This window comes from Roseibium algicola, assembly GCF_001999245.1.
In the GTDB taxonomy this organism is placed as follows: Bacteria; Pseudomonadota; Alphaproteobacteria; order Rhizobiales; family Stappiaceae; genus Roseibium; species Roseibium algicola.
The window spans coordinates 1,283,535-1,301,800 of sequence record NZ_CP019630.1 but is presented as its reverse complement, the minus strand read 5'-3'; the positions used below and the strand labels follow the sequence as shown (position 1 = coordinate 1,301,800).

Here is an 18,266-nt window from a genome sequence, read left to right as displayed (position 1 = left end):
TCGCGCCTTCTGTTGAACAAGGCGGACCGGTACAACCGGTCCGCTTTTCCATTTTTCAAACGGCCTGCCATGACCCTTGTGAAACAGCCAGCCGACTGCGTCAGCAAAACGGATATCCGCACCGCAATTGATGCGCTTGACGAAGAACTCCTGCAGCTCTTTGCCCGTCGCCAGGGCTATGTCCGGCGGATGGCGGACCTGAAACAGCACCCTGATGAGGCCTTTGATCATCAGAGGATTGAAACAATGGTGGCTGCTCTGAAAGACCGGGCGGAAGAATTGGGGCTGGAAGGCGCCCAGGCGGAAGCGGTCTGGCGAACGCTGATCGACTGGAACGTGGCCTTCGAGAAGCGAACAATCGCCGCACGACTCGAGGCGCTGCAGGACGAGCCGACGAAACCGGGCTCCGATTTTTAGCACCGTGCCGGGTTTTCCAGACCGTTCGGTCTCCTACCTATCAGGGAGTATGGATCGTCCGTGGAGCCCCAATGACCCTGAATTCGCATCTTCTTCCAGGCGTGGCCGCAATGGCCGCAGCGCTCGTCCTGCCGATTGTCCCTGCCGCTATGGCCCAGTCCGCGGTTCAGCTGGAAACCGTTGCCACGGGATTGTCCTACCCATGGAGCGTCGCTTTCCTTCCGGAGGAGGGCTACCTGGTGACGGAACGCGACGGGACCGTGAAGCACATTGATGCATCCGGCAGGCAGAGCGAAGTTACCGGTGTTCCGGAAGTCTTTGCACAAGGACAGGGTGGTCTGCTGGACGTGGCGCTCAGCCCGGACTTTGCCACCGACCGGACGGTCTTTCTGTCCTATTCCCAAGGATCGGCAGAGGGCGCCGGTACATCCCTGTTCCGGGCGAAGCTTACCGGTGCCTTTGAGGGAGGCTTCGCGCTGGAAGATGGCGAGACGATCTTTTCCGGCAACAACAAGGCCTACGGAGGCCGCCACTTCGGATCACGCCTCGTTTTTGCGCCCGATGGCACCTTGTTCATGACCGTCGGTGAGCGGGGAGACGGCGAGCGTGCTCAGGATACCTCGGACCACGCCGGATCGGTGTTGCGTCTGACGAGGGACGGTCAACCTGCTCCGGACAATCCCTTTATCGGGCAGGAAGGCTACAAGCCGGAAATCTGGTCCTATGGTCATCGCAATCCGCAGTCGGCTGCGATCCATCCTGAAACCGGCGTTTTGTGGACAGTTGAACACGGGGCACGTGGCGGCGACGAAATCAATATTCCCGAAGCCGGAAAGAACTATGGCTGGCCGGTGATTTCCTACGGACGCCATTACTCCGGGGCAACCATCGGTCAAGGCACGTCGAAGGAAGGCATGGAACAGCCGGTTCACTATTGGGATCCCTCCATCGCGCCGTCCGGCATGGCCTTTGTAACCAGCGACCGATATCCCGACTGGAAGGGCGACATGCTGGTTGGTGCGCTGGCCGGACAGCACCTTGCCCGTGTTGACCTCGACGGCGGAGCGGTTGTCGGCGAGGAAAAGCTGCTGACGGATCTGGGCGAGCGGATACGCGATGTCCGGCAGGGCCCCGATGGCTACGTCTATGTTCTGACAGACAGCGACGATGGCCGGTTGCTGCGGCTGCAACCTTGAGGCAGGCCGAACTTTTTGAGCTGTAAGCGCTTTTGCGGCTTCTCTGCTTGACATTAGGGCCGTTCCCGACGATATACCGCACTGCAACCGCTGCCGCGTGAGCAGAGAGTGCGCCCCGGACAAGAGAAGTTTCTTGGCGGGCAGTCGCAAGAGGGTTGCCACTTCAAGAACCCAATGAGGGGTTCAACCAGTTCCCATTTCACGCGAGGGTCTGGCGGCAGAGAGACCGGGTAGCGATGGCTGCCGGCTGTGCCGCATTCCAACTTCAAGTCGCACCGTCAATGACGTGCGGCTTAACAAGCGTTTGTTTCGCTTGAACCAAGGATTTTATATTGACCGACTTTCAAAGCCTGGGACTCTCCAATGGCCTTGTGACTGCCGTTACCGAAAACGGCTATGACGCTCCGACACCGATCCAGCAAAAAGCCATCCCGTTGATCCTGGAAGGCCGGGACCTCATGGGTCTGGCACAGACGGGTACGGGCAAGACGGCTGCTTTCGGCCTGCCGTTGATCGACCGGCTTCTCCTGGAGAAGAAAAGAGCGGTTCCCAAGGGCACACGGGCGCTGATTCTGGCTCCGACCCGCGAACTGGTGAACCAGATCGCAAAGAACCTGATTTCCTTCCTGAAGCATACGCCGCTGCGGGTTTCCTCCGTTGTCGGTGGTGTGTCCATCAATGGCCAGATCAAGCGGCTCTCAAAGGGCACCGACATTCTGGTGGCAACACCGGGCCGGCTGCTGGACCTGGTAGATCGTGAAGCGATCGACCTGCGCACCGCTTCCTACCTGGTGCTCGACGAAGCCGACCAGATGCTCGATCTGGGCTTCATTCATGCCCTGCGCCGGATCGCGGGCCTGGTGGCCGACAAGCGCCAGACCTTGCTGTTCTCCGCAACCATGCCGAAGCAGATCAACGAGCTGGCACAGTCCTATCTGCGCAACCCGGAGAGGGTCGAAGTTGCTCCGGCCGGCAAGACCGCTGACAAGGTTACCCAGTCAGTTCATTTCATGGACAAGAACGACAAGGGCGACTTCCTGGTTGATCAGCTTCGTGACAAGCCGGACGGGCTGTCGCTGGTGTTCTGCCGCACAAAGCACGGTGCGGAACGGCTGATGCGCAAGCTGGCGCATTCCGGAATTTCCGCTGGCTCGATCCATGGTAACAAGAGCCAGAACCAGCGTGACCGCGCGATCAAGGATCTGCGGGAAGGCACCATCAACGTGCTCGTGGCAACCGATGTTGCCGCTCGCGGCATTGATATCCCGGGTGTCAGCCACGTTTATAACTTCGAGCTGCCGGAAGTTGCGGAAGCCTACGTTCACCGAATTGGCCGTACGGCCCGCGCCGGTGCGGAAGGTGAGGCGATTGCCCTGTGTGCTCCGGAGGAAATCGGTCTCTTCCGCCAGATCGAGAAGCTGATCGGTATCGATATCACGGTTGCCGGTGGTGAAATTCCGCCGATGTCCGCGGCTGCCGGGCGCGCAAAGCGCGGCGGAAACCGGAATGGCAACAGCAAGCCGGGCGGCAAGAAGCCGTTCCGCAAGCAGTCGTCCTCCGGCGCCAACGACAACGCGTCCGAAAACCGTCGTCCTCCGCGTCGCCGTCGTCAGAACACACGCAGAGATGCAGCCTGACGACTGACGGGTTACGTCGCAGTTCATTGTGATGTGAAAAAAATTGCACCGGGAAGTGGCCTTCCCGGTGCCGAACCTTGTGGTCGATGGGTTTCAGAACTGTTGAAACAGTGCTGAATGAATTTGGTGGATGAACCGCCTGATCCGAACCAGAACCGCCGCCGGCTGGTTATGACCCTGCTGTCTTCCTGTCCACAAGGTATCCAACCGCTTGCGCGGCTCGATCTCGTTAAGCTTTCGGGAAAACCGCGGGAACTCCGCGAAGAACTTGTAGAAAGTCACCAAGATCTTGGTGATTTGCTACAAATTTGCCCCGTGAAAGTAAAAGTAAATTAACCAACGCGAGACTGCAATCACAACCAGCTGGTCGCTATTTGGTATGTGGATAAATAGATTTATCAGTAATTTCAGCTAGTTAGTTTGTTTTTGGTGAAATAGCGATGGATTTGACGAACAACCTCAGATGGAGTTGATGGTTGAGTGGTTGAAATAAACGCTTAGATTTCAAAGAATTGGCTAATTCATTTTCTTAATTTATTGTTATATAGAAAAAATTTATATACCCTCTGAAGGTCGATAAGTTCCTTATCACATTGTTTATAAACGGAAAAACCCGGCAATAGTTATACTGTCAAATATCGCGATGTATTGATCGGTATTTTCGAACAACTCTTATTTTCCAGGCTCCGTGTTTTCAGTTAAGGCGTATTCCAGACATTTTTTGACCAGTTGGTATAATTTTGTCTTTTGGAGTCATAACAAGTTTTTATTCGTCTCATTATTTATTTGACCTTGCCGTAGGGGGAGTTTATTCCGGCGCCATCACGGTTTTGGTTAACAGAATTAAACAAATCGAAACCCGAAAAAAATCCAGATCATCTCTGGGATAAATGTGCACGCTGGCTCCATCGGGACCAACGACCTCATAAGAATTGCCCGTTGTTAATACGGGTACGAACTTGTGGCGCGGGCAACCACGCGGCAGCAAGCGGAGTGGCATGTCCACTCGGCCTTGTCCGTGTGTTTGACAACCGCAACAGGCTGGACCCCCACATACGCCAGCCTGATTACGACCCATCGGCCGCAAGACTGCAGCACCGGGAAGGCTTCCTTTCCGGTGCTGTTCGTTTTTCAAGGCACAAAAAAACCACGGGTTTCCCCGTGGCTTTCAATGTTTTCCAGTTTGGCAGCGAACCTTACATGTTCGGATAGTTCGGTCCACCGGAGCCTTCCGGAACGGTCCAGTTGATGTTGCCGTTCGGGTCCTTGATATCGCAGGTCTTGCAGTGGACGCAGTTCTGCGCATTGATCTGGAACCGCGGCGCATCTTCGCCTTCCTCGATCCATTCGTATACGCCAGCCGGGCAATAGCGGTTGGACGGACCGGCAAAGACATCGTGTTCCGAGCGCTTCTGCAGTGCCTCGTCCTTCACCTTCAGATGGATCGGCTGATCTTCTTCATGGTTGGTGTTGGAGAGGAACACCGAAGACAGCTTGTCGAAGGAAACGACACCATCCGGCTTCGGATAGTCGATCTTCTTGCAGTCCTTGGCCGGCTTCAGGGTGTCGGCGTCCTTCTTGCCGTGTTTCATTGTGCCGAAGAAGGAGAAGCCGAACAGCTCGTTGGTCCACATGTCGAGACCGCCGAGGGCAACACCGATAGCGGTGCCGAATTTGGACCACAGCGGCTTTGCGTTGCGCACACGCCAGAGATCCTTGCCGATCGGGCTTTCGCGCCAGGCTGTGTCGTAATTGGCCAGCTCGTTGTGTGCTTCGCCGCGGCCGATTGCGGCCATGACTTCTTCTGCCGCCAGCATGCCGGACAGCATGGCATTGTGGGAGCCCTTGATCCGCGGCACGTTGACGAAGCCTGCGGAACAACCCATCAGCAGACCGCCGGGGAATGAGAGTTTCGGCACGGACTGGAAACCGCCTTCGGTAATGGCACGGGCACCATAGGAAATACGCTTGCCGCCTTCGAAGGTGTCACGGATCGCCGGGTGCGTCTTGAAACGCTGGAACTCGTCAAAGGGCGACAGCCAGGGGTTTTCGTAGTTGAGGTGAACCACGAAGCCGACAGCGACCTGGTTGTCTTCCAGGTGATAGAGGAACGAGCCGCCACCGGTCTTGCCGTCAAGCGGCCAGCCGAAGGAATGCTGCACCAGGCCAAGCCGGTGCTTCTCCGGGTCGATCTGCCACAGCTCCTTGATGCCGATGCCGAATTTCGGCACGTCGCTGTCCTTGTCGAGGTCGAATTTCTCGATCAGCTGCTTGGCCAGAGAGCCACGTGCGCCTTCACCGATCAGGGTGTATTTGCCGCGCAGCTCCATGCCGCGTGTAAACATGGCATTGGGTTTGCCATCCCGGCCAATGCCCATGTCGCCCGTCGCAACACCAACCACGTTGCCATTATCGTCATAGAGGATCTCGGCAGCTGCAAAGCCCGGGTAGATTTCAACGCCGAGCGCTTCAGCCTTTTCGGCCAGCCAGCGGCAGACATTGCCAAGCGAGACGATGTAATTGCCGTGGTTGTTCATGAGTTTCGGCATGAACATGTTCGGCAAACGCATGGAACCTGCCGGCCCCAGCACGAGGAAGTGGTCGTCGGTTACTGCCGTCTTGATCGGCGTGTCTTCTTCGCGCCATTCCGGAAGCAGCTTGTCGAGAGCGATCGGATCAATCACGGCGCCGGAGAGAATATGCGCGCCGACCTCGGATCCCTTTTCCAGTACGACAACGCTCAGCTCTTCGCCCTTGTCGTTGGCGATCTGTTTCAGCCGGATCGCAGCTGCAAGACCGGCGGGCCCTGCGCCTACGATCACAACATCCACATCCATGCTTTCGCGTTCGCCAAGCGCTTCTTGTTCGCTCATCTTTTTCTCCCTCCGCCCAAAGGGCAACTTCTGCGCCGCCAGGTGCTCAAATCAAGTGAACCAGCGTATGGATAACGGCTGATGCCCAATTGTTAGAGCAACTTACCTGCGTCCGTTCGGAAGCAGCGCCTATTAGCCCTTACCGCCTATTTGCCCCATTTTGCAGCGCAAAACACGACATTTTTCATCGGCAATTGCGAAATTTCGCCGCTATTCCTTCAGTTGGGCATCAGATAGACCAAAGCAGGCGCAGGGCGTCAAGTGTTTAGTTAACGTTTACGTAAACGTAACTAATGGGTATTCCCGGCAGTTTCGAAAATGTGCACAGGCTTTGGAAAACCGGCCGGATTGATAGTGGTCTGGCGCTGCATGCTTGTAGAAATGATCGGGGCGGTTAAACTCCGCGCCGGAGGCAGCCTCTTGCAACAGATCCCGAACGACCCGAGACACCTTGAAGCCCTGCTGGATTTTTATGCCGGTGCGGGTGTCGATTGTTTTCTTCAGGACGAACCCGTCGATTGGGTAGCGCTGACGCGTGCGCAGGCAGCGCAGCGTGCGCTGGCCGGTCAGCAGGCAACAGCCCCCACGCATGCTCAGCAGCCCCGGCAACAGGCCCCGGCAGGCAATTTCCAGGGGCAGACAGGCTCTCCGGTTCCGGCAGCTCCCGTTGCTCCCCAGACGATTTCCGTGCCGCCCGCAGTTGCGGGGCAAGCGCCGGTCTTGCCCGACAGGGAGATAATCGCCGCAGCCCGGGATCTGGCGGCATCTGCCCCGACTCTCGAGGAACTGCGCAATTGCCTGGGCGGTTTCGACGGCTGCAACCTCAAGCTGACCGCCAAGAAGCTTGTGTTTGCCGACGGCAATCCACAGGCGAAGCTGATGTTTGTCGGCGAGGCGCCGGGCCGCGACGAGGATCTTCAAGGCTTGCCTTTTGTTGGCCGGTCCGGCCAATTGCTGGACAGAATGCTGGGTGCGATCGGTCTGGATCGCTCGTCGGCCTATATCGCCAACGTGGTTCCCTGGCGGCCACCTGGCAACCGGACACCGACACCGCAGGAAACCGAGATCTGCAAGCCGTTCATTCTGCGCCAGATCGAACTGGTCAATCCGGACGTGCTCGTCTTTCTCGGTGCGGCATCCGCCAAGACCCTGCTCGGGGTACAGGACGGCATCCGCAAGATGCGCGGGCGCTGGATGACCTATCCCTGCAAGGGCAGGGAAATCTCGGCTATCGCCACTTACCATCCAGCGTATCTTTTACGCAGTCCACTTGAGAAGCGATTGTCCTGGCGTGACTTTCTGGCGATCAAGCAGAAGCTGGCAGAAAAAGCAGCGCAATAGCCTTCGGACTGCATGGTTTCCTGCAATCATCCAAACGTTTCTTCTTTTTCAGATCAAAAGTGACCTTGCGTTAACTTGGATTTCAGACTACAGGTTGTAACATTGAGTGTGTAACGCTCTGGGTGATTTTAACAACCGGTCATGACGATGGATGCAGACAAATGCATTTCGGCGCTCGTCGTCGACTTGGCGGACATGTCGTGTTTCGAAGCAACGGCCTATGATCTGACAGAGAACGGCTGTTGGATTGCGTCCGACAGGGTTGACCTCCTGAAGGAGGAGGTGGGCTTGCGCCTTGCCGGGTTCGACAAACTGGTCCGCGGGACCGTGATTGCCTTTGGCGATCAGCAAGCGCAAATTTCTTTTAGGACCAAACGAGAGGCGTCAGGCGAAAAACGCCGCGAGATCCGGCGGCAAGTCTGGATCACGGCAATCGTTTGCGGCAAGACCAATTCGGCAACAATGAGATGTCGGATCGTTGATGCCAGCAGGTCCGGATGCCGGCTGGAAGGCGACAAGCTGGATCGACTTCCCGATGACATCGAGGTCTCCATTCCCGGTCTCGATCTGCCAATCAGTGCAGAAATTGTCTGGCGCAAGAACAACCAGGCCGGTGTCAGGCTCACCTGGCCGTTCGAAGCGTCGCCCAAGCCCAAACCGGAAGACGTTCTGGAGCGCATGAAAGAAGAAGACGAAAAGCCGAAACGCAAGCGCAAAAAGAAGATCAGCGCTTTCGGTGGTTGAACAGCGCTTGGGCGCGTTAAACCGTGCGACAAGGTTTTGACGGCCTGGAGTCTTTGCAAGCGGGCTTTGCGTACATATATCGGATGGAGTTTGTGAACTCTTTCAGGGCCTATTGCGCGTGATTTCATCCCTTCGCCGGTTTCTTCCCAAACCCTTTCGAAACGATAAGCCTGTCATTCCGGTCGTGCGCCTGCATGGGGCAATCGGTGGCGGTGGGCCGCTGAAGTCCGGATTGTCCCTGGCGACCGCGTCCATCCCCCTGGAAAAAGCCTTCTCGATGAAGAAAGCACCGGCGGTGGCCCTGATGGTCAATTCGCCGGGTGGCTCGCCCGTTCAATCGAGGCTCATCTTCAAGCGGATCCGGGACCTGGCCAAGGAAAACGAGAAGGACGTTCTGGTTTTCGTTGAGGATGTGGCTGCCAGCGGCGGTTACATGATTGCGCTCGCAGGGGACGAGATCTTTGTCGATCCGTCGTCCATCGTCGGCTCGATCGGTGTGGTTGCAGCCGGGTTCGGCTTCACGGAGATGATCAAGAAAATCGGCGTTGATCGGCGCGTTTATACCGCAGGTGAAAAGAAGGTGACCCTCGATCCCTTCCAGCCGGAAGTGCCGGAAGACATCGAATACATCAAGAGCCTGCAGCTCGAGATCCACGAGACCTTCATCGACATGGTGAAATCGCGTCGCGGTGACGTGCTCGCAGATGATCCGGATCTTTTCACGGGCAAGTTCTGGACCGGGCGCACCGGTGTTCAGCTTGGGTTGGTCGACGCGATCGGCGACCTGCGCGAAGTGATCAAGGACCGGTACGGTGACAAGGCCGAGCCAAAATTGATTTCTGCACCGCGTGGCCTTTTTGGCCGCAAGGCCGGGCTTGGTGTCGGCCTTGCAAAGGGCCGACTGCTGGACGGGGTCGGCGAGGAGTTGATCTCCTCTGTCGAGGAACGGGCAATGTGGATGCGCTACGGCCTTTAAAAAGGCACAATGCCTGTGTGAAAATCGGGTGAGCAAGGGGAAAAAACATGACCGAATTGATAGGCGTCGCCGCATTGGCCGTGGGAGGTTACTGGATCGTGCAGCGCGTGAAGCGCAAGATGGCCGAGGTTGAAAACCAGATTTCCAGGGCAGCTGCAAAAGCCGATCCCAATGGCCGCGGTGCCAAGCTTGTGCTTGACCCGGTCAGCGGCAAGTACCGTCCGCAAGCCTGACGCAACGGCGGGCAGTTTGCCCGCCCGCCGTCAGGTGCTTTGTTTCAGCGGTTTCAATTTGCCGGTACCGCCCGGAAAAGTCCCCAGCGCGCTGTCCCGGTGCGCGCGGTAATACCGAGCAGGACCAGCGTCACCACCAGCAGCATCAGTTCCGCCAGCGGACTGGACAGCCAGATGCCGCCCTCTCCGAAATAGACCGGCATCAGGAACACCAGCGGCAGAAAGAAAGCATAGGGTTTGGCGAGGCTCAGCAGAGCTGCCCGAGCCGCATCTCCGAGCGCCTGAAAGTAGGTCGCAACCATGAACAGCGGCCCCGCGACAAAGTAGAGCGCCATTATCACCGGAAGGATCCGGCCGACTTCCGCCGCCACGCCTGGATCGTCGACAAATGCGAAACCGACCTGGTGTGAGAACAGCGTGAGCACGAGTTCCGCAAGGCCGCAGTAGACAAGGGCCACAACCAGGCCAGCCCGCAAGGTGCTGTCCGAGCGATGCCACAGACCTGCCCCGATATTGTTTCCGATCATGGACTGTAGCGCCTGGGCAAGTCCCAGGAGAGGCAGATAGCAGAAGGTCATGACCCGGGTAACGATCCCGAAAGCGGCGACCGTTGCCTCGTAACCGCTGGCACCGGCCGTCTGCAGTGCGGCGATGGTTGCGGCGGAGCCCAGCGCGATGCCGATGAAGCTGAGGCTCTGAGGTGCACCAAGCATCAGGATATCGCGCCAGAAAGATGTCAGCGGATATCGCAGGAGCGCGGACGGTGACAATTCCGTTTTCCCGCTCAGTCTTAGACCCAGCATGATTGCAAGCGCCATCGCCTGTGCCAGCACGGTTCCGGCCGCACTACCGGCAACACCGTAATCGTAGACCGCGATCAGCAGATAATCGAAGGCGATGTTGGCCAGCGAAACAAGCAGGCTGAAGCCTGCCATTACAACCGCGAGGCCTTCGTTGCGCAGCGCGTCAGCATTTACCGACAGCACGAACATCAGTGGTGTGAAGGCAACCGTGATGGCCATGTAGGTATGGCTCATACCGGCAATCTCCACTGAACCGTCAGCGGCGGCCCGGGTGAGGCCGTCACCTACACCCAGGAAGAGGGCGATCACGATGCCAGCGATGGCAAGTGCCAGGCCGTGGGCACCGGCAAAAACCGCTTCGGCTTCGGCACGAAGGTCGGCTCCGAGTTTGCGGGCGAGCACGCTGGACATGCCGCTGGCAACAAGTGTCGCCAACGCCGCAAGCAGCATATAGGCAGGAAACATCAGCGTGACGGCGCTGAGGGCATCCGGCCCGACGAAAAGGCCGAGGAATATGGCATCGACCACGGTCAGCAACCCGTTCATGCTCATCACCAGGATGATGGGCAAGGCGGTTCTGGCCAGGGTCGGAAGGATTGGCCCATGCGTATAGGCGTTGGGCCGGGATATGTCGGAAGACATTCCGTTCTCCATCAATGGGCATTTCGATCGGGAAGGAGGGGCTCGCATTGCCACCAGCGCGAAATGCGTGGGGAACAGAAAGTCTTGAAGACCAGAATTTCACCGTGACTGTCGTCCGCGAGCGGCAGGCATTCTGAAGCCGGTGCGAGGGATACCTTGGTGCCGGCGCTCCGTCAATCTGAAACCGCCACGCCCGCTTCGCCTTGACCTTGCCCCGACATCGTGGCACCTGTCGCCCAAACCGGCGATACGTGCACGCCGGGCACAGCCATATTCGCGGAACATCTTCATGTCGACTGAAACCCTGCCGGCGCACATGCGGCCGGAAAACTCCTTTCAAGGCCTGATCCTGACCCTGCAGCGCTACTGGGCCGACCAGGGCTGTGTTGTGCTTCAGCCTTACGACATGGAAGTCGGCGCCGGTACGTTCCACCCGGCGACCACGCTGCGTTCACTCGGCCCGCGTCCGTGGCGGGCTGCCTATGTGCAGCCGTCGCGCCGCCCGACCGACGGCCGTTATGGTGAGAACCCGAACCGTCTGCAGCACTACTACCAGTTCCAGGTGATCCTGAAGCCGTCACCGGCAAACCTTCAGGAGCTCTATCTGAATTCGCTCTACGCGATCGGCCTTGACCCGAAGCTGCACGATATCCGCTTTGTGGAAGACGACTGGGAAAGCCCGACCCTGGGGGCCTGGGGCCTCGGCTGGGAATGCTGGTGCGATGGCATGGAAGTCTCCCAGTTCACCTATTTCCAGCAGGTGGCAGGCTTTGAATGCTCGCCCGTCTCCGGCGAGCTGACCTACGGCCTTGAGCGCCTGGCGATGTATATTCAGGGCGTCGATAACGTCTATGACCTCAACTACAACGGCATGGAAGGCGATGCCAAGGTCACCTATGGCGATGTTTTCCTGCAGGCCGAGCAGGAATACTCGCGGCACAATTTCGAGCACGCGGACACCGAAATGCTGTTCCGCCATTTCAAGGATGCCGAAGCCGAATGCCGTTCACTGCTGGAAGCCGGTGCGAAAGCTCGTGAAGCTGCCGGTGCCAATGTCCATCAGGTGGTGCTGCCAGCCTATGACCAGTGCATCAAAGCCAGCCATGCCTTCAACCTGCTCGACGCGCGCGGCGTCATCTCCGTGACCGAGCGCCAGAGCTATATCCTGCGTGTCCGCGAACTGGCCAAGGCCTGCGGCGCTGCCTTCCTTGAAACGGAAGCCGGCGGTGTCGGCTATCACAACCAGGCTGCGGAATAACGCATTCCGGCTTGAGGCGGATCTTTTTGATCAATCGAATGCGGGGCCAGGTTGGCCCCGTTTTCGTCAGGCAATATCCAGGTTGTTCATTTTACCGCTACCAGCAACCTGTGAAGGCTCACTCGGGTTCCGAGCCCGGCTCGGGCTCCAGTTCACAGGCGAAGCGCATGTCGCCGATGTCCAGGTGGCTTGCCTGTCGATTGCCGGAAAACCGGGTGTTTCCCCGCTCGAAACTTTCTCCCGAAGCGCCCGGAACCGGGTCAAGCAGGACTTGCGTATGTGCCTTTCCGCCAACAGGTCCGGAAAGCGTCGCGGGCCCCGGTTCCTGCGGGTTGAAGATGACGTGAAAGACCAGATCGCCATTCGAACAGCGATATTGGTCAGCAAGCGAGGCATGGGCCTCTTGCGTTGCCAGCACCAACAGCAGCACCGCAAGTACCGGGATCATTCTGCAAAGTTGCAAGACGCACATTGGTGGCCGACCTTTCGTTCAGGCGTTTCAGGCAAGCTTGCCCAAGCTTATCTGCAATCCTGTGTCGAAGATTACAGAATGACTCAATTCAGGCGTCGGTCGCTTGAAGAAGATGACAAGTCAGCACCTCCCGGTTAGCTTCCAGAACACATTTTCTGGAGGTGATTGTCTTGTCCTGGTTCTTTCTTGCAGCGCTGGTTGCGCTATCTGTTTTTGCGATCGTTCTTTACAACGGACTTGTCAAGAAACGGCAGATGGTCGAGGAGGGCTGGAGCGGCATCGATGTCCAGCTCAAGCGGCGGGCAAATCTCATTCCCAACCTTGTCGAGACCGTGAAAGGCTACGCCTCGCACGAAAAGGAAGCGCTCGAGGCCGTGACCAGCATGCGCGCGCAAGTTTCGGCAGTGCCGAAGGACGACGTTGCAGGCCGTGCAAAGGCAGAAGGAGAACTCAGTCATGCTCTCGGTCGCCTGTTTGCAGTTGCGGAAGCCTATCCAGACCTGAAGGCAAGTCAGAACTTTTCCGACCTTCACAATTCGCTGGACGAGATCGAAAACGCCATCCAGATGGCGCGCCGTTATTACAATGGCGCGGTCCGGAACCTGAATGTTGCGGTCGAGAGCTTCCCATCCAATCTGATTGCCAACCAGTTCAAGTTCGAAAAGGCCGAGTACTTCGAAATCGAAGACGAGGCTGACCGCGCGGTTCCCAAGGTTCAGTTCTGAGGTGCGCGCAATGCTGAACCGGATCTCCGCCGGCATCCTGGCCGTCTTCGTCCTGCTGACTGCCGGACTTTGCGCGCAAGCAGACGAACGCATCTTGAAGTTCGTTTCCGATATTGACGTTGCGAGCAATGGCACGCTGACGGTTACCGAAACGATTACCGTCAGTGCGGAAGGCGATCAGATCAAGCGGGGCATTTTCCGCGATATCCCGCTTGCGGTGGAAGGTGCAAACGGGCGCATCTACAAGGCCGGCTTCAAGTTGCTCTCGGTGCTGCAGGACGGCGCTCCGGCCTCCTACCACACCAACGAGAACAGCCAGGGTGCGCGGATCTATGTGGGGGACGAGAACACCTTCCTGTCACCGGGCAACTACACCTACACCTTCACCTATGAAACCAATCGGCAAATCCGTTTCTTTGAAGACCATGACGAGGTCTATTGGAACGCGACCGGCAACGAATGGATCTTCCCCGTTGATGAGGCCATCGCGCGGGTCGTTTTGCCGGAAGGGGTGAAAGCCAGCGCATGGACGGCCTATACGGGCGGCTATGGCGAAACCGGAAATGCCTTTGAGGCACAGAGCGCCCAGGGTGGTTCTGAGATTATCTTCCGGACAACCGAGGTTCTGGGGGCCTACGAAGGCTTGTCGATCAACGTCAGCCTTCCGAAAGGCGCAATTGCAGCGCCTACGGAAGCCGAACAGCTGGAGTATTTCGTCGAGGACTACAGATCGGAGCTGATCGGAGGAGCCGGGGTGCTGCTGGTGCTGCTTTATTATTTCGCAGCCTGGTGGATGGTTGGCCAGGATCCTTCTGAAGGTGTTGTTTTCCCGAGGTTTTCACCGCCTTCCGGCATCTCGCCGGCTCTTGCCAAATACATTGTCAACCGAGGATTCGGGGATGGTGGCTGGGTGGCCCTGTCTGCAGCCTGCCTCAACCTCGCGGTCAAGAAACGCTTGCGACTTGAAGAGACGGATGGCGATACAACTCTGGTTCTGAACCGGAAAGGACGGGAAGGTCAGATCCCGGGCTTCGGGCTGCCCAGGGGCGAAGCTGCGCTTGAGGACTGGCTAAGCGGACGGGGGAGTCCGTTGACCCTCAACAAGGACAACGGCACCTCTATCCAGGCGCTGGGGAAAAAATTCCGGGCGGCTATCGAGCGGGAGAGCCGAAACGTCTTTTTCAGGGCGAACAGGGGCTATCTCATTCCCGGGTTCATACTAAGCCTGGTTACCATTGTCGCGCTGCTGGCTTTCGGTGGACTGCAGCCGGGTCAGGAAGGGTTCGTCATCGTCTTTCTGGTCTTTTCCGTTTTTGCGACCGTCATTTCAGTCAATCTGGGGAGGGCCATCTTCCGCTTCGCCAGCATGAAACTGCGTATGGCGCTGATCTTCATAGTCTTTGGTCTCGCAATATCAGGGGCAGCTTTCGGTGCCTTCCATGTGAATGGCGGTGTGGATTCCTTGCCTGTTCTGCCGTTCATCGCGGTGGCGCTGGTTGCCCTCAACATCCTGTTCTTTTTCCTGATCGGCGCACCGACGGCAATCGGCCGCCAGGCTCTCGATGAAATCGAGGGTCTTCGGATGTATCTGAGCGTGGCGGAAAAGGAGCGGCTCAATATGGAAAAGCTTCCGGATATGAGCACGGATCATTTCGAGGAGCTTTTGCCCTACGCCGTTGCGCTTGGCGTCGAAAAGCCCTGGGCAAAGGCCTTCGAGGCCTGGCTGACAACCGCTGCCGGGGCGGCTGCGGCCGCCAGCTACCATCCGGGCTGGTACTCCGGCAATCACTTCGATGCCCGGCACGTGTCCGACAGCCTCGGCCGGACGGCAAGTTCCATGGCTGGCTCCTTCCAGTCGTCTCTGCCAGCTCCGAAATCCTCCAGCTCCGGATCGTCGGGTTCCTCCGGCGGCTTTTCCGGCGGCGGTGGCGGCGGTGGCGGTGGCGGCGGCTGGTAACGAGCTGAGGATCGTCAGCTCCGCCTTGCGCAAGCTGCTTCGAACGGCATAGTGGAAGCATCAAGCAGGAGCGGGGGTGCGGATGGCCGGCGAAACAATCACGCTAACGGAGTTTGTCAGCTTCAATCTGGCAATCCTCGTCTATTTCCTGGGCGTGCGGCTGAACAAGAAGATTCTGGTTCTGGACAGGTTCAACATTCCGGAACCGGTATCAGGCGGCCTGCTTGTCGCGTTCCTGTCCCTCGTAGTCTACCTGGGGCTTGGAACGGAAATCGGGTTCTCCCTGCAGTCGCGTGATTACCTGCTGTATTGCTTCTTTACGGCAATCGGCTTGAACGCCCGCTTCATGGACCTGGCCAAGGGGGGCAAGCCGCTTCTGATCCTGCTGATGCTCACCGTCTGTTACATGCTGCTGCAGAATGCTGTCGGCTCAGGCATTGCGGCGGCGCTGGGTCTGCCCACAGGGTTCGGCCTTCTTGGAGGCACCATTTCGCTGGTTGGCGGCCACGGCACGGCAATTGCGTGGGGGCCGAAGCTGGCCACCGACTATGGCGTTCCAGGGGCGGTCGACATCGGTGCTGCGACGGCAACGCTCGGCTTGATCGCCGCCAGCCTTCTTGGTGGTCCGGTGGGCAAGTTTCTGATCGAAAAACGGGGTGGCAAACCGGATCCGAACCGCCCGGAAGAAGCCCCCATGATCGGCCTTGAGATGGAACGAGAGGCAGACACGAGCGTGACCCACACCGGGCTGATGCGCTCGCTGCTGGTTCTCAACATCGCCATTGGCCTCGGCGTCGCGCTTCAGGAAGCCTTAAGCGCGGGAATAGGCCTCGATCTGCCGGTGTTCGTCTGCTGTCTCTTCTGTGGCATCGTGCTGTCAAACACCGTGCCGCTGGTCTTTCCGAAAATGACCTGGCCGGCCCGGTCCAAGTCCCTGGCGGTCTTGTCGGACCTTGCACTTGGCATTTTTCTGACGATGTCACTCATGAGCCTGCAGCTGTGGACCATTGCGGGACTGGCGGGGCCGATGCTGCTCATTCTTTTCACGCAGGTCGTCGTTGCGGCCGCCTTCATCATCCTGGCGCTTTATCCGTTGATGGGCCGGAACTACAACGCGGCGGTGCTGGGGGCGGGCTTTGCAGGGTTTGCACTGGGCGCGACACCGACGGCCATTGCCAACATGACCGCAATCACCAAACACTTCGGCCCGGCAACCCAGGCATTCCTGATCCTGCCACTCGTGTCCGCATTCTTTGTAGATCTGGCCAATGCGGTCATCATCCTTCTGTTTCTCGGAGGATGAGGGGCGCGGTCAGGCGGCGTCTGTCTTCTCGCTGAAGGGAAACCGTCCGTCGACCTGGGATTCCAGCAGACTGCAGGCTTCGTCTGAAGTAACGGCCGCTGCATAAAGGAAGCCCTGACCGTAGTGACAGCCGTTGGAATTCAACGCGTCATGGACCGCGCTTTCCTCGATCCCTTCCGCGACAGCGTCGATGTCTAGCCCCTTGGACAGGACCAGTATGGCCTCGACGATGGCGGCACACTGCTTGTCTTCCAGCATGCGTTCGGTGAAGGACTTGTCGATCTTGACCTTCTTGATCGGGAAATCGCGCAGATAGCTCAGGCTGGAATGGCCTGCGCCGAAATCGTCGAGCGCAATGGAAATGCCGGCTTCCGTCAGCTCGGTCAGGATGCGTTTGGCCGATTCCGGGTTCTTCACCAGCGACGTTTCGGTGATCTCCAGCACCAGCCGTCTGGGCGGAAATTCGAATTTCTTCAAGATGGCATTGATCTGGGTCGGCAAGGCCGGATCCTGCAACTGCACCGGCGACAGATTAAAGGACAGGTAGAGATCGTCCGGCCAGGTGGTAGCGACCTTGCAGGCGTCCTCCAGCAGATGCTGGGTCAGCTCGGAGATGATGCCGCAGTCTTCGGCAATCGGGATGAACTGCAGCGGCGGTACCTTGCCGAAATCGGCATCGGTCCAGCGTGCAAGGGCTTCGAAGCCTGCGATGCGGCCGGAATCCATGTCCAGGATCGGCTGGTAATAGGCCTTCACCTCATGTTCCGAAATTGCGCGGCGCAGACGCTGTTCCAGTAGCGTGCGATGCAGGATCGAGGCATCCATGTCGACCTCGAAGAACCGGTAGGTCGAGCGCCCAGAGGATTTGGCCCGGTAAAGGGCAATATCGGCCCGGCGCAATAGCTCCGTGACCGCGTGGCCGTCATGGGGATAAAGCGCGATGCCGATACCGGTGCCGATGGAAATCTGGCGGTCGCCGAACTCGAAACGATCGTTGATCCGCGTCAACAGTCGCCTGGCGAAGCCGGCTGCCTCGGATTTGTCCTTGAACACAGGGGAGACGATGGCAAATTCGTCCCCTCCGAGACGGGCGACAATGCCTTCCTTGCCGAGAGTTTCGGCCAGTCGGTCGGCAAAGCTTCGCAGCAGATTGTCGCCAAAGGCATGACCATAGACGTCGTTGATCGGCTTGAACCCGTCAAGGTCGAGCATCATTACGGCACGAAAGCAGTCAGGCTTCACCTCACGGGTCAGATCGGCAAAGGCCTCCAGCAGCCGGCGGCGATTTGGCAGCCCGGTCAGCGGGTCGTGCTGGGCAAGGGCCAGGGCTTCGGAATGAGCCGACGATCTTGCCTTCAGCTCCTTGCGCAAACGGCGCGTTGCCCACGTGCCATATCCCAGACTGAAGATGGCGATGCCCAGAAGGAGGCTGGTGACCACGTCGAACGTCATTTGCGAATTATGAATTTGGTAGGTCGGGAAAAGTACTGGAAGGACCTTAACCCCAGTAAAAATGACAAGAACTATCGCAAGTAACGCAACTATAGATCGTGTCATATATCTGTTGTCTGCAACTTCCCGGTTCGCCACAAGGTCGGTCCCAATACATACAACTGCTAACAAGTCGCGCAGTTTCACATGCAATCCTTGAAGAAGAGTGAAACAAAGCAGACGGACTGGCGTCAAAAT

16 protein-coding genes are annotated in these 18,266 nt (G+C 58.1%); 12 read left to right on the top strand and 4 right to left on the bottom strand.

What is annotated here, in order from left to right; translation table 11 throughout:
* Positions 1-69 precede the first annotated feature (69 nt).
* From B0E33_RS06075 to B0E33_RS30845, 4 genes are all read left to right on the top strand, one after another.
* Positions 70-417 (top strand): chorismate mutase, encoded by a 348-nt coding sequence (locus B0E33_RS06075; protein WP_077293159.1) that lies wholly within the window; start codon positions 70-72, stop codon positions 415-417.
* A 71-nt stretch (positions 418-488) separates the two neighbouring features.
* The gene (locus tag B0E33_RS06070) at positions 489-1,613 is read left to right on the top strand and encodes a PQQ-dependent sugar dehydrogenase (protein ID WP_208997772.1); all 1,125 of its coding nucleotides are present in this window, start codon (positions 489-491) and stop codon (positions 1,611-1,613) included.
* 332 nt (positions 1,614-1,945) lie between these two features.
* Positions 1,946-3,250, top strand: coding sequence for a DEAD/DEAH box helicase (locus B0E33_RS06065; protein ID WP_023001956.1), 1,305 nt, complete (start codon positions 1,946-1,948; stop codon positions 3,248-3,250).
* 117 nt (positions 3,251-3,367) lie between these two features.
* A complete protein-coding gene (locus tag B0E33_RS30845) occupies positions 3,368-3,586 on the top strand; it encodes a hypothetical protein (protein ID WP_139314097.1) in 219 nt (72 codons plus the stop codon).
* An 860-nt stretch (positions 3,587-4,446) separates the two neighbouring features.
* Here the strand turns inward: B0E33_RS30845 and B0E33_RS06055 are convergent.
* Entirely contained in the window at positions 4,447-6,123 is a 1,677-nt protein-coding gene (locus B0E33_RS06055) for an electron transfer flavoprotein-ubiquinone oxidoreductase (RefSeq protein WP_023001953.1), read from the bottom strand.
* Between the two features lie 381 nt (positions 6,124-6,504).
* On the opposite strand from B0E33_RS06055, the gene B0E33_RS06050 reads away from it, so the two are divergent.
* The 4 genes from B0E33_RS06050 to B0E33_RS06035 all read left to right on the top strand — a co-directional run bounded on the left by B0E33_RS06050 (position 6,505) and on the right by B0E33_RS06035 (position 9,417).
* On the top strand, positions 6,505-7,464 hold the full coding sequence (locus tag B0E33_RS06050; protein ID WP_077293157.1) for a uracil-DNA glycosylase: 960 nt from the start codon (positions 6,505-6,507) through the stop codon (positions 7,462-7,464).
* Positions 7,465-7,611: 147 nt separating this feature from the next.
* Entirely contained in the window at positions 7,612-8,208 is a 597-nt protein-coding gene (locus B0E33_RS06045) for a PilZ domain-containing protein (protein ID WP_167579495.1), read from the top strand.
* Positions 8,209-8,326: 118 nt separating this feature from the next.
* Positions 8,327-9,184, top strand: a complete 858-nt coding sequence (locus B0E33_RS06040) for a S49 family peptidase (RefSeq protein ID WP_077293156.1) — start codon at positions 8,327-8,329, stop codon at positions 9,182-9,184.
* A gap of 47 nt (positions 9,185-9,231) precedes the next feature.
* Positions 9,232-9,417 (top strand): hypothetical protein, encoded by a 186-nt coding sequence (locus tag B0E33_RS06035; RefSeq protein ID WP_023001949.1) that lies wholly within the window; start codon positions 9,232-9,234, stop codon positions 9,415-9,417.
* A gap of 53 nt (positions 9,418-9,470) precedes the next feature.
* Here B0E33_RS06035 and B0E33_RS06030 read toward each other — a convergent pair whose 3' ends face one another.
* Positions 9,471-10,862, bottom strand: coding sequence for an MATE family efflux transporter (locus B0E33_RS06030; RefSeq protein WP_208997771.1), 1,392 nt, complete (start codon positions 10,860-10,862; stop codon positions 9,471-9,473).
* A gap of 316 nt (positions 10,863-11,178) precedes the next feature.
* Between B0E33_RS06030 and B0E33_RS06025 the strand changes: the two genes are divergently transcribed.
* Positions 11,179-12,120 carry a glycine--tRNA ligase subunit alpha gene (locus B0E33_RS06025; protein WP_197923129.1) on the top strand — a complete coding sequence of 314 codons (942 nt, stop codon included), beginning with the start codon at positions 11,179-11,181 and terminating at the stop codon, positions 12,118-12,120.
* Between the two features lie 118 nt (positions 12,121-12,238).
* Here the strand turns inward: B0E33_RS06025 and B0E33_RS06020 are convergent, their stop codons facing one another.
* Positions 12,239-12,568 carry a hypothetical protein gene (locus B0E33_RS06020; RefSeq protein ID WP_077290703.1) on the bottom strand — a complete coding sequence of 110 codons (330 nt, stop codon included), beginning with the start codon at positions 12,566-12,568 and terminating at the stop codon, positions 12,239-12,241.
* A gap of 188 nt (positions 12,569-12,756) precedes the next feature.
* On the opposite strand from B0E33_RS06020, the gene B0E33_RS06015 reads away from it, so the two are divergent.
* From B0E33_RS06015 to gltS, 3 genes are all read left to right on the top strand, one after another.
* A complete protein-coding gene (locus B0E33_RS06015) occupies positions 12,757-13,317 on the top strand; it encodes a LemA family protein (RefSeq protein WP_077293155.1) in 561 nt (186 codons plus the stop codon).
* 10 nt (positions 13,318-13,327) lie between these two features.
* Positions 13,328-15,274 (top strand): DUF2207 domain-containing protein, encoded by a 1,947-nt coding sequence (locus tag B0E33_RS06010; protein ID WP_077290702.1) that lies wholly within the window; start codon positions 13,328-13,330, stop codon positions 15,272-15,274.
* An 82-nt stretch (positions 15,275-15,356) separates the two neighbouring features.
* Positions 15,357-16,577 (top strand): sodium/glutamate symporter, encoded by a 1,221-nt coding sequence (gene gltS / locus B0E33_RS06005; protein ID WP_077290701.1) that lies wholly within the window; start codon positions 15,357-15,359, stop codon positions 16,575-16,577.
* A gap of 9 nt (positions 16,578-16,586) precedes the next feature.
* On the opposite strand, the gene B0E33_RS06000 is transcribed toward gltS, so the two are convergent.
* Positions 16,587-18,029, bottom strand: coding sequence for a putative bifunctional diguanylate cyclase/phosphodiesterase (locus B0E33_RS06000; RefSeq protein ID WP_208993386.1), 1,443 nt, complete (start codon positions 18,027-18,029; stop codon positions 16,587-16,589).
* Positions 18,030-18,266 lie beyond the last annotated feature (237 nt).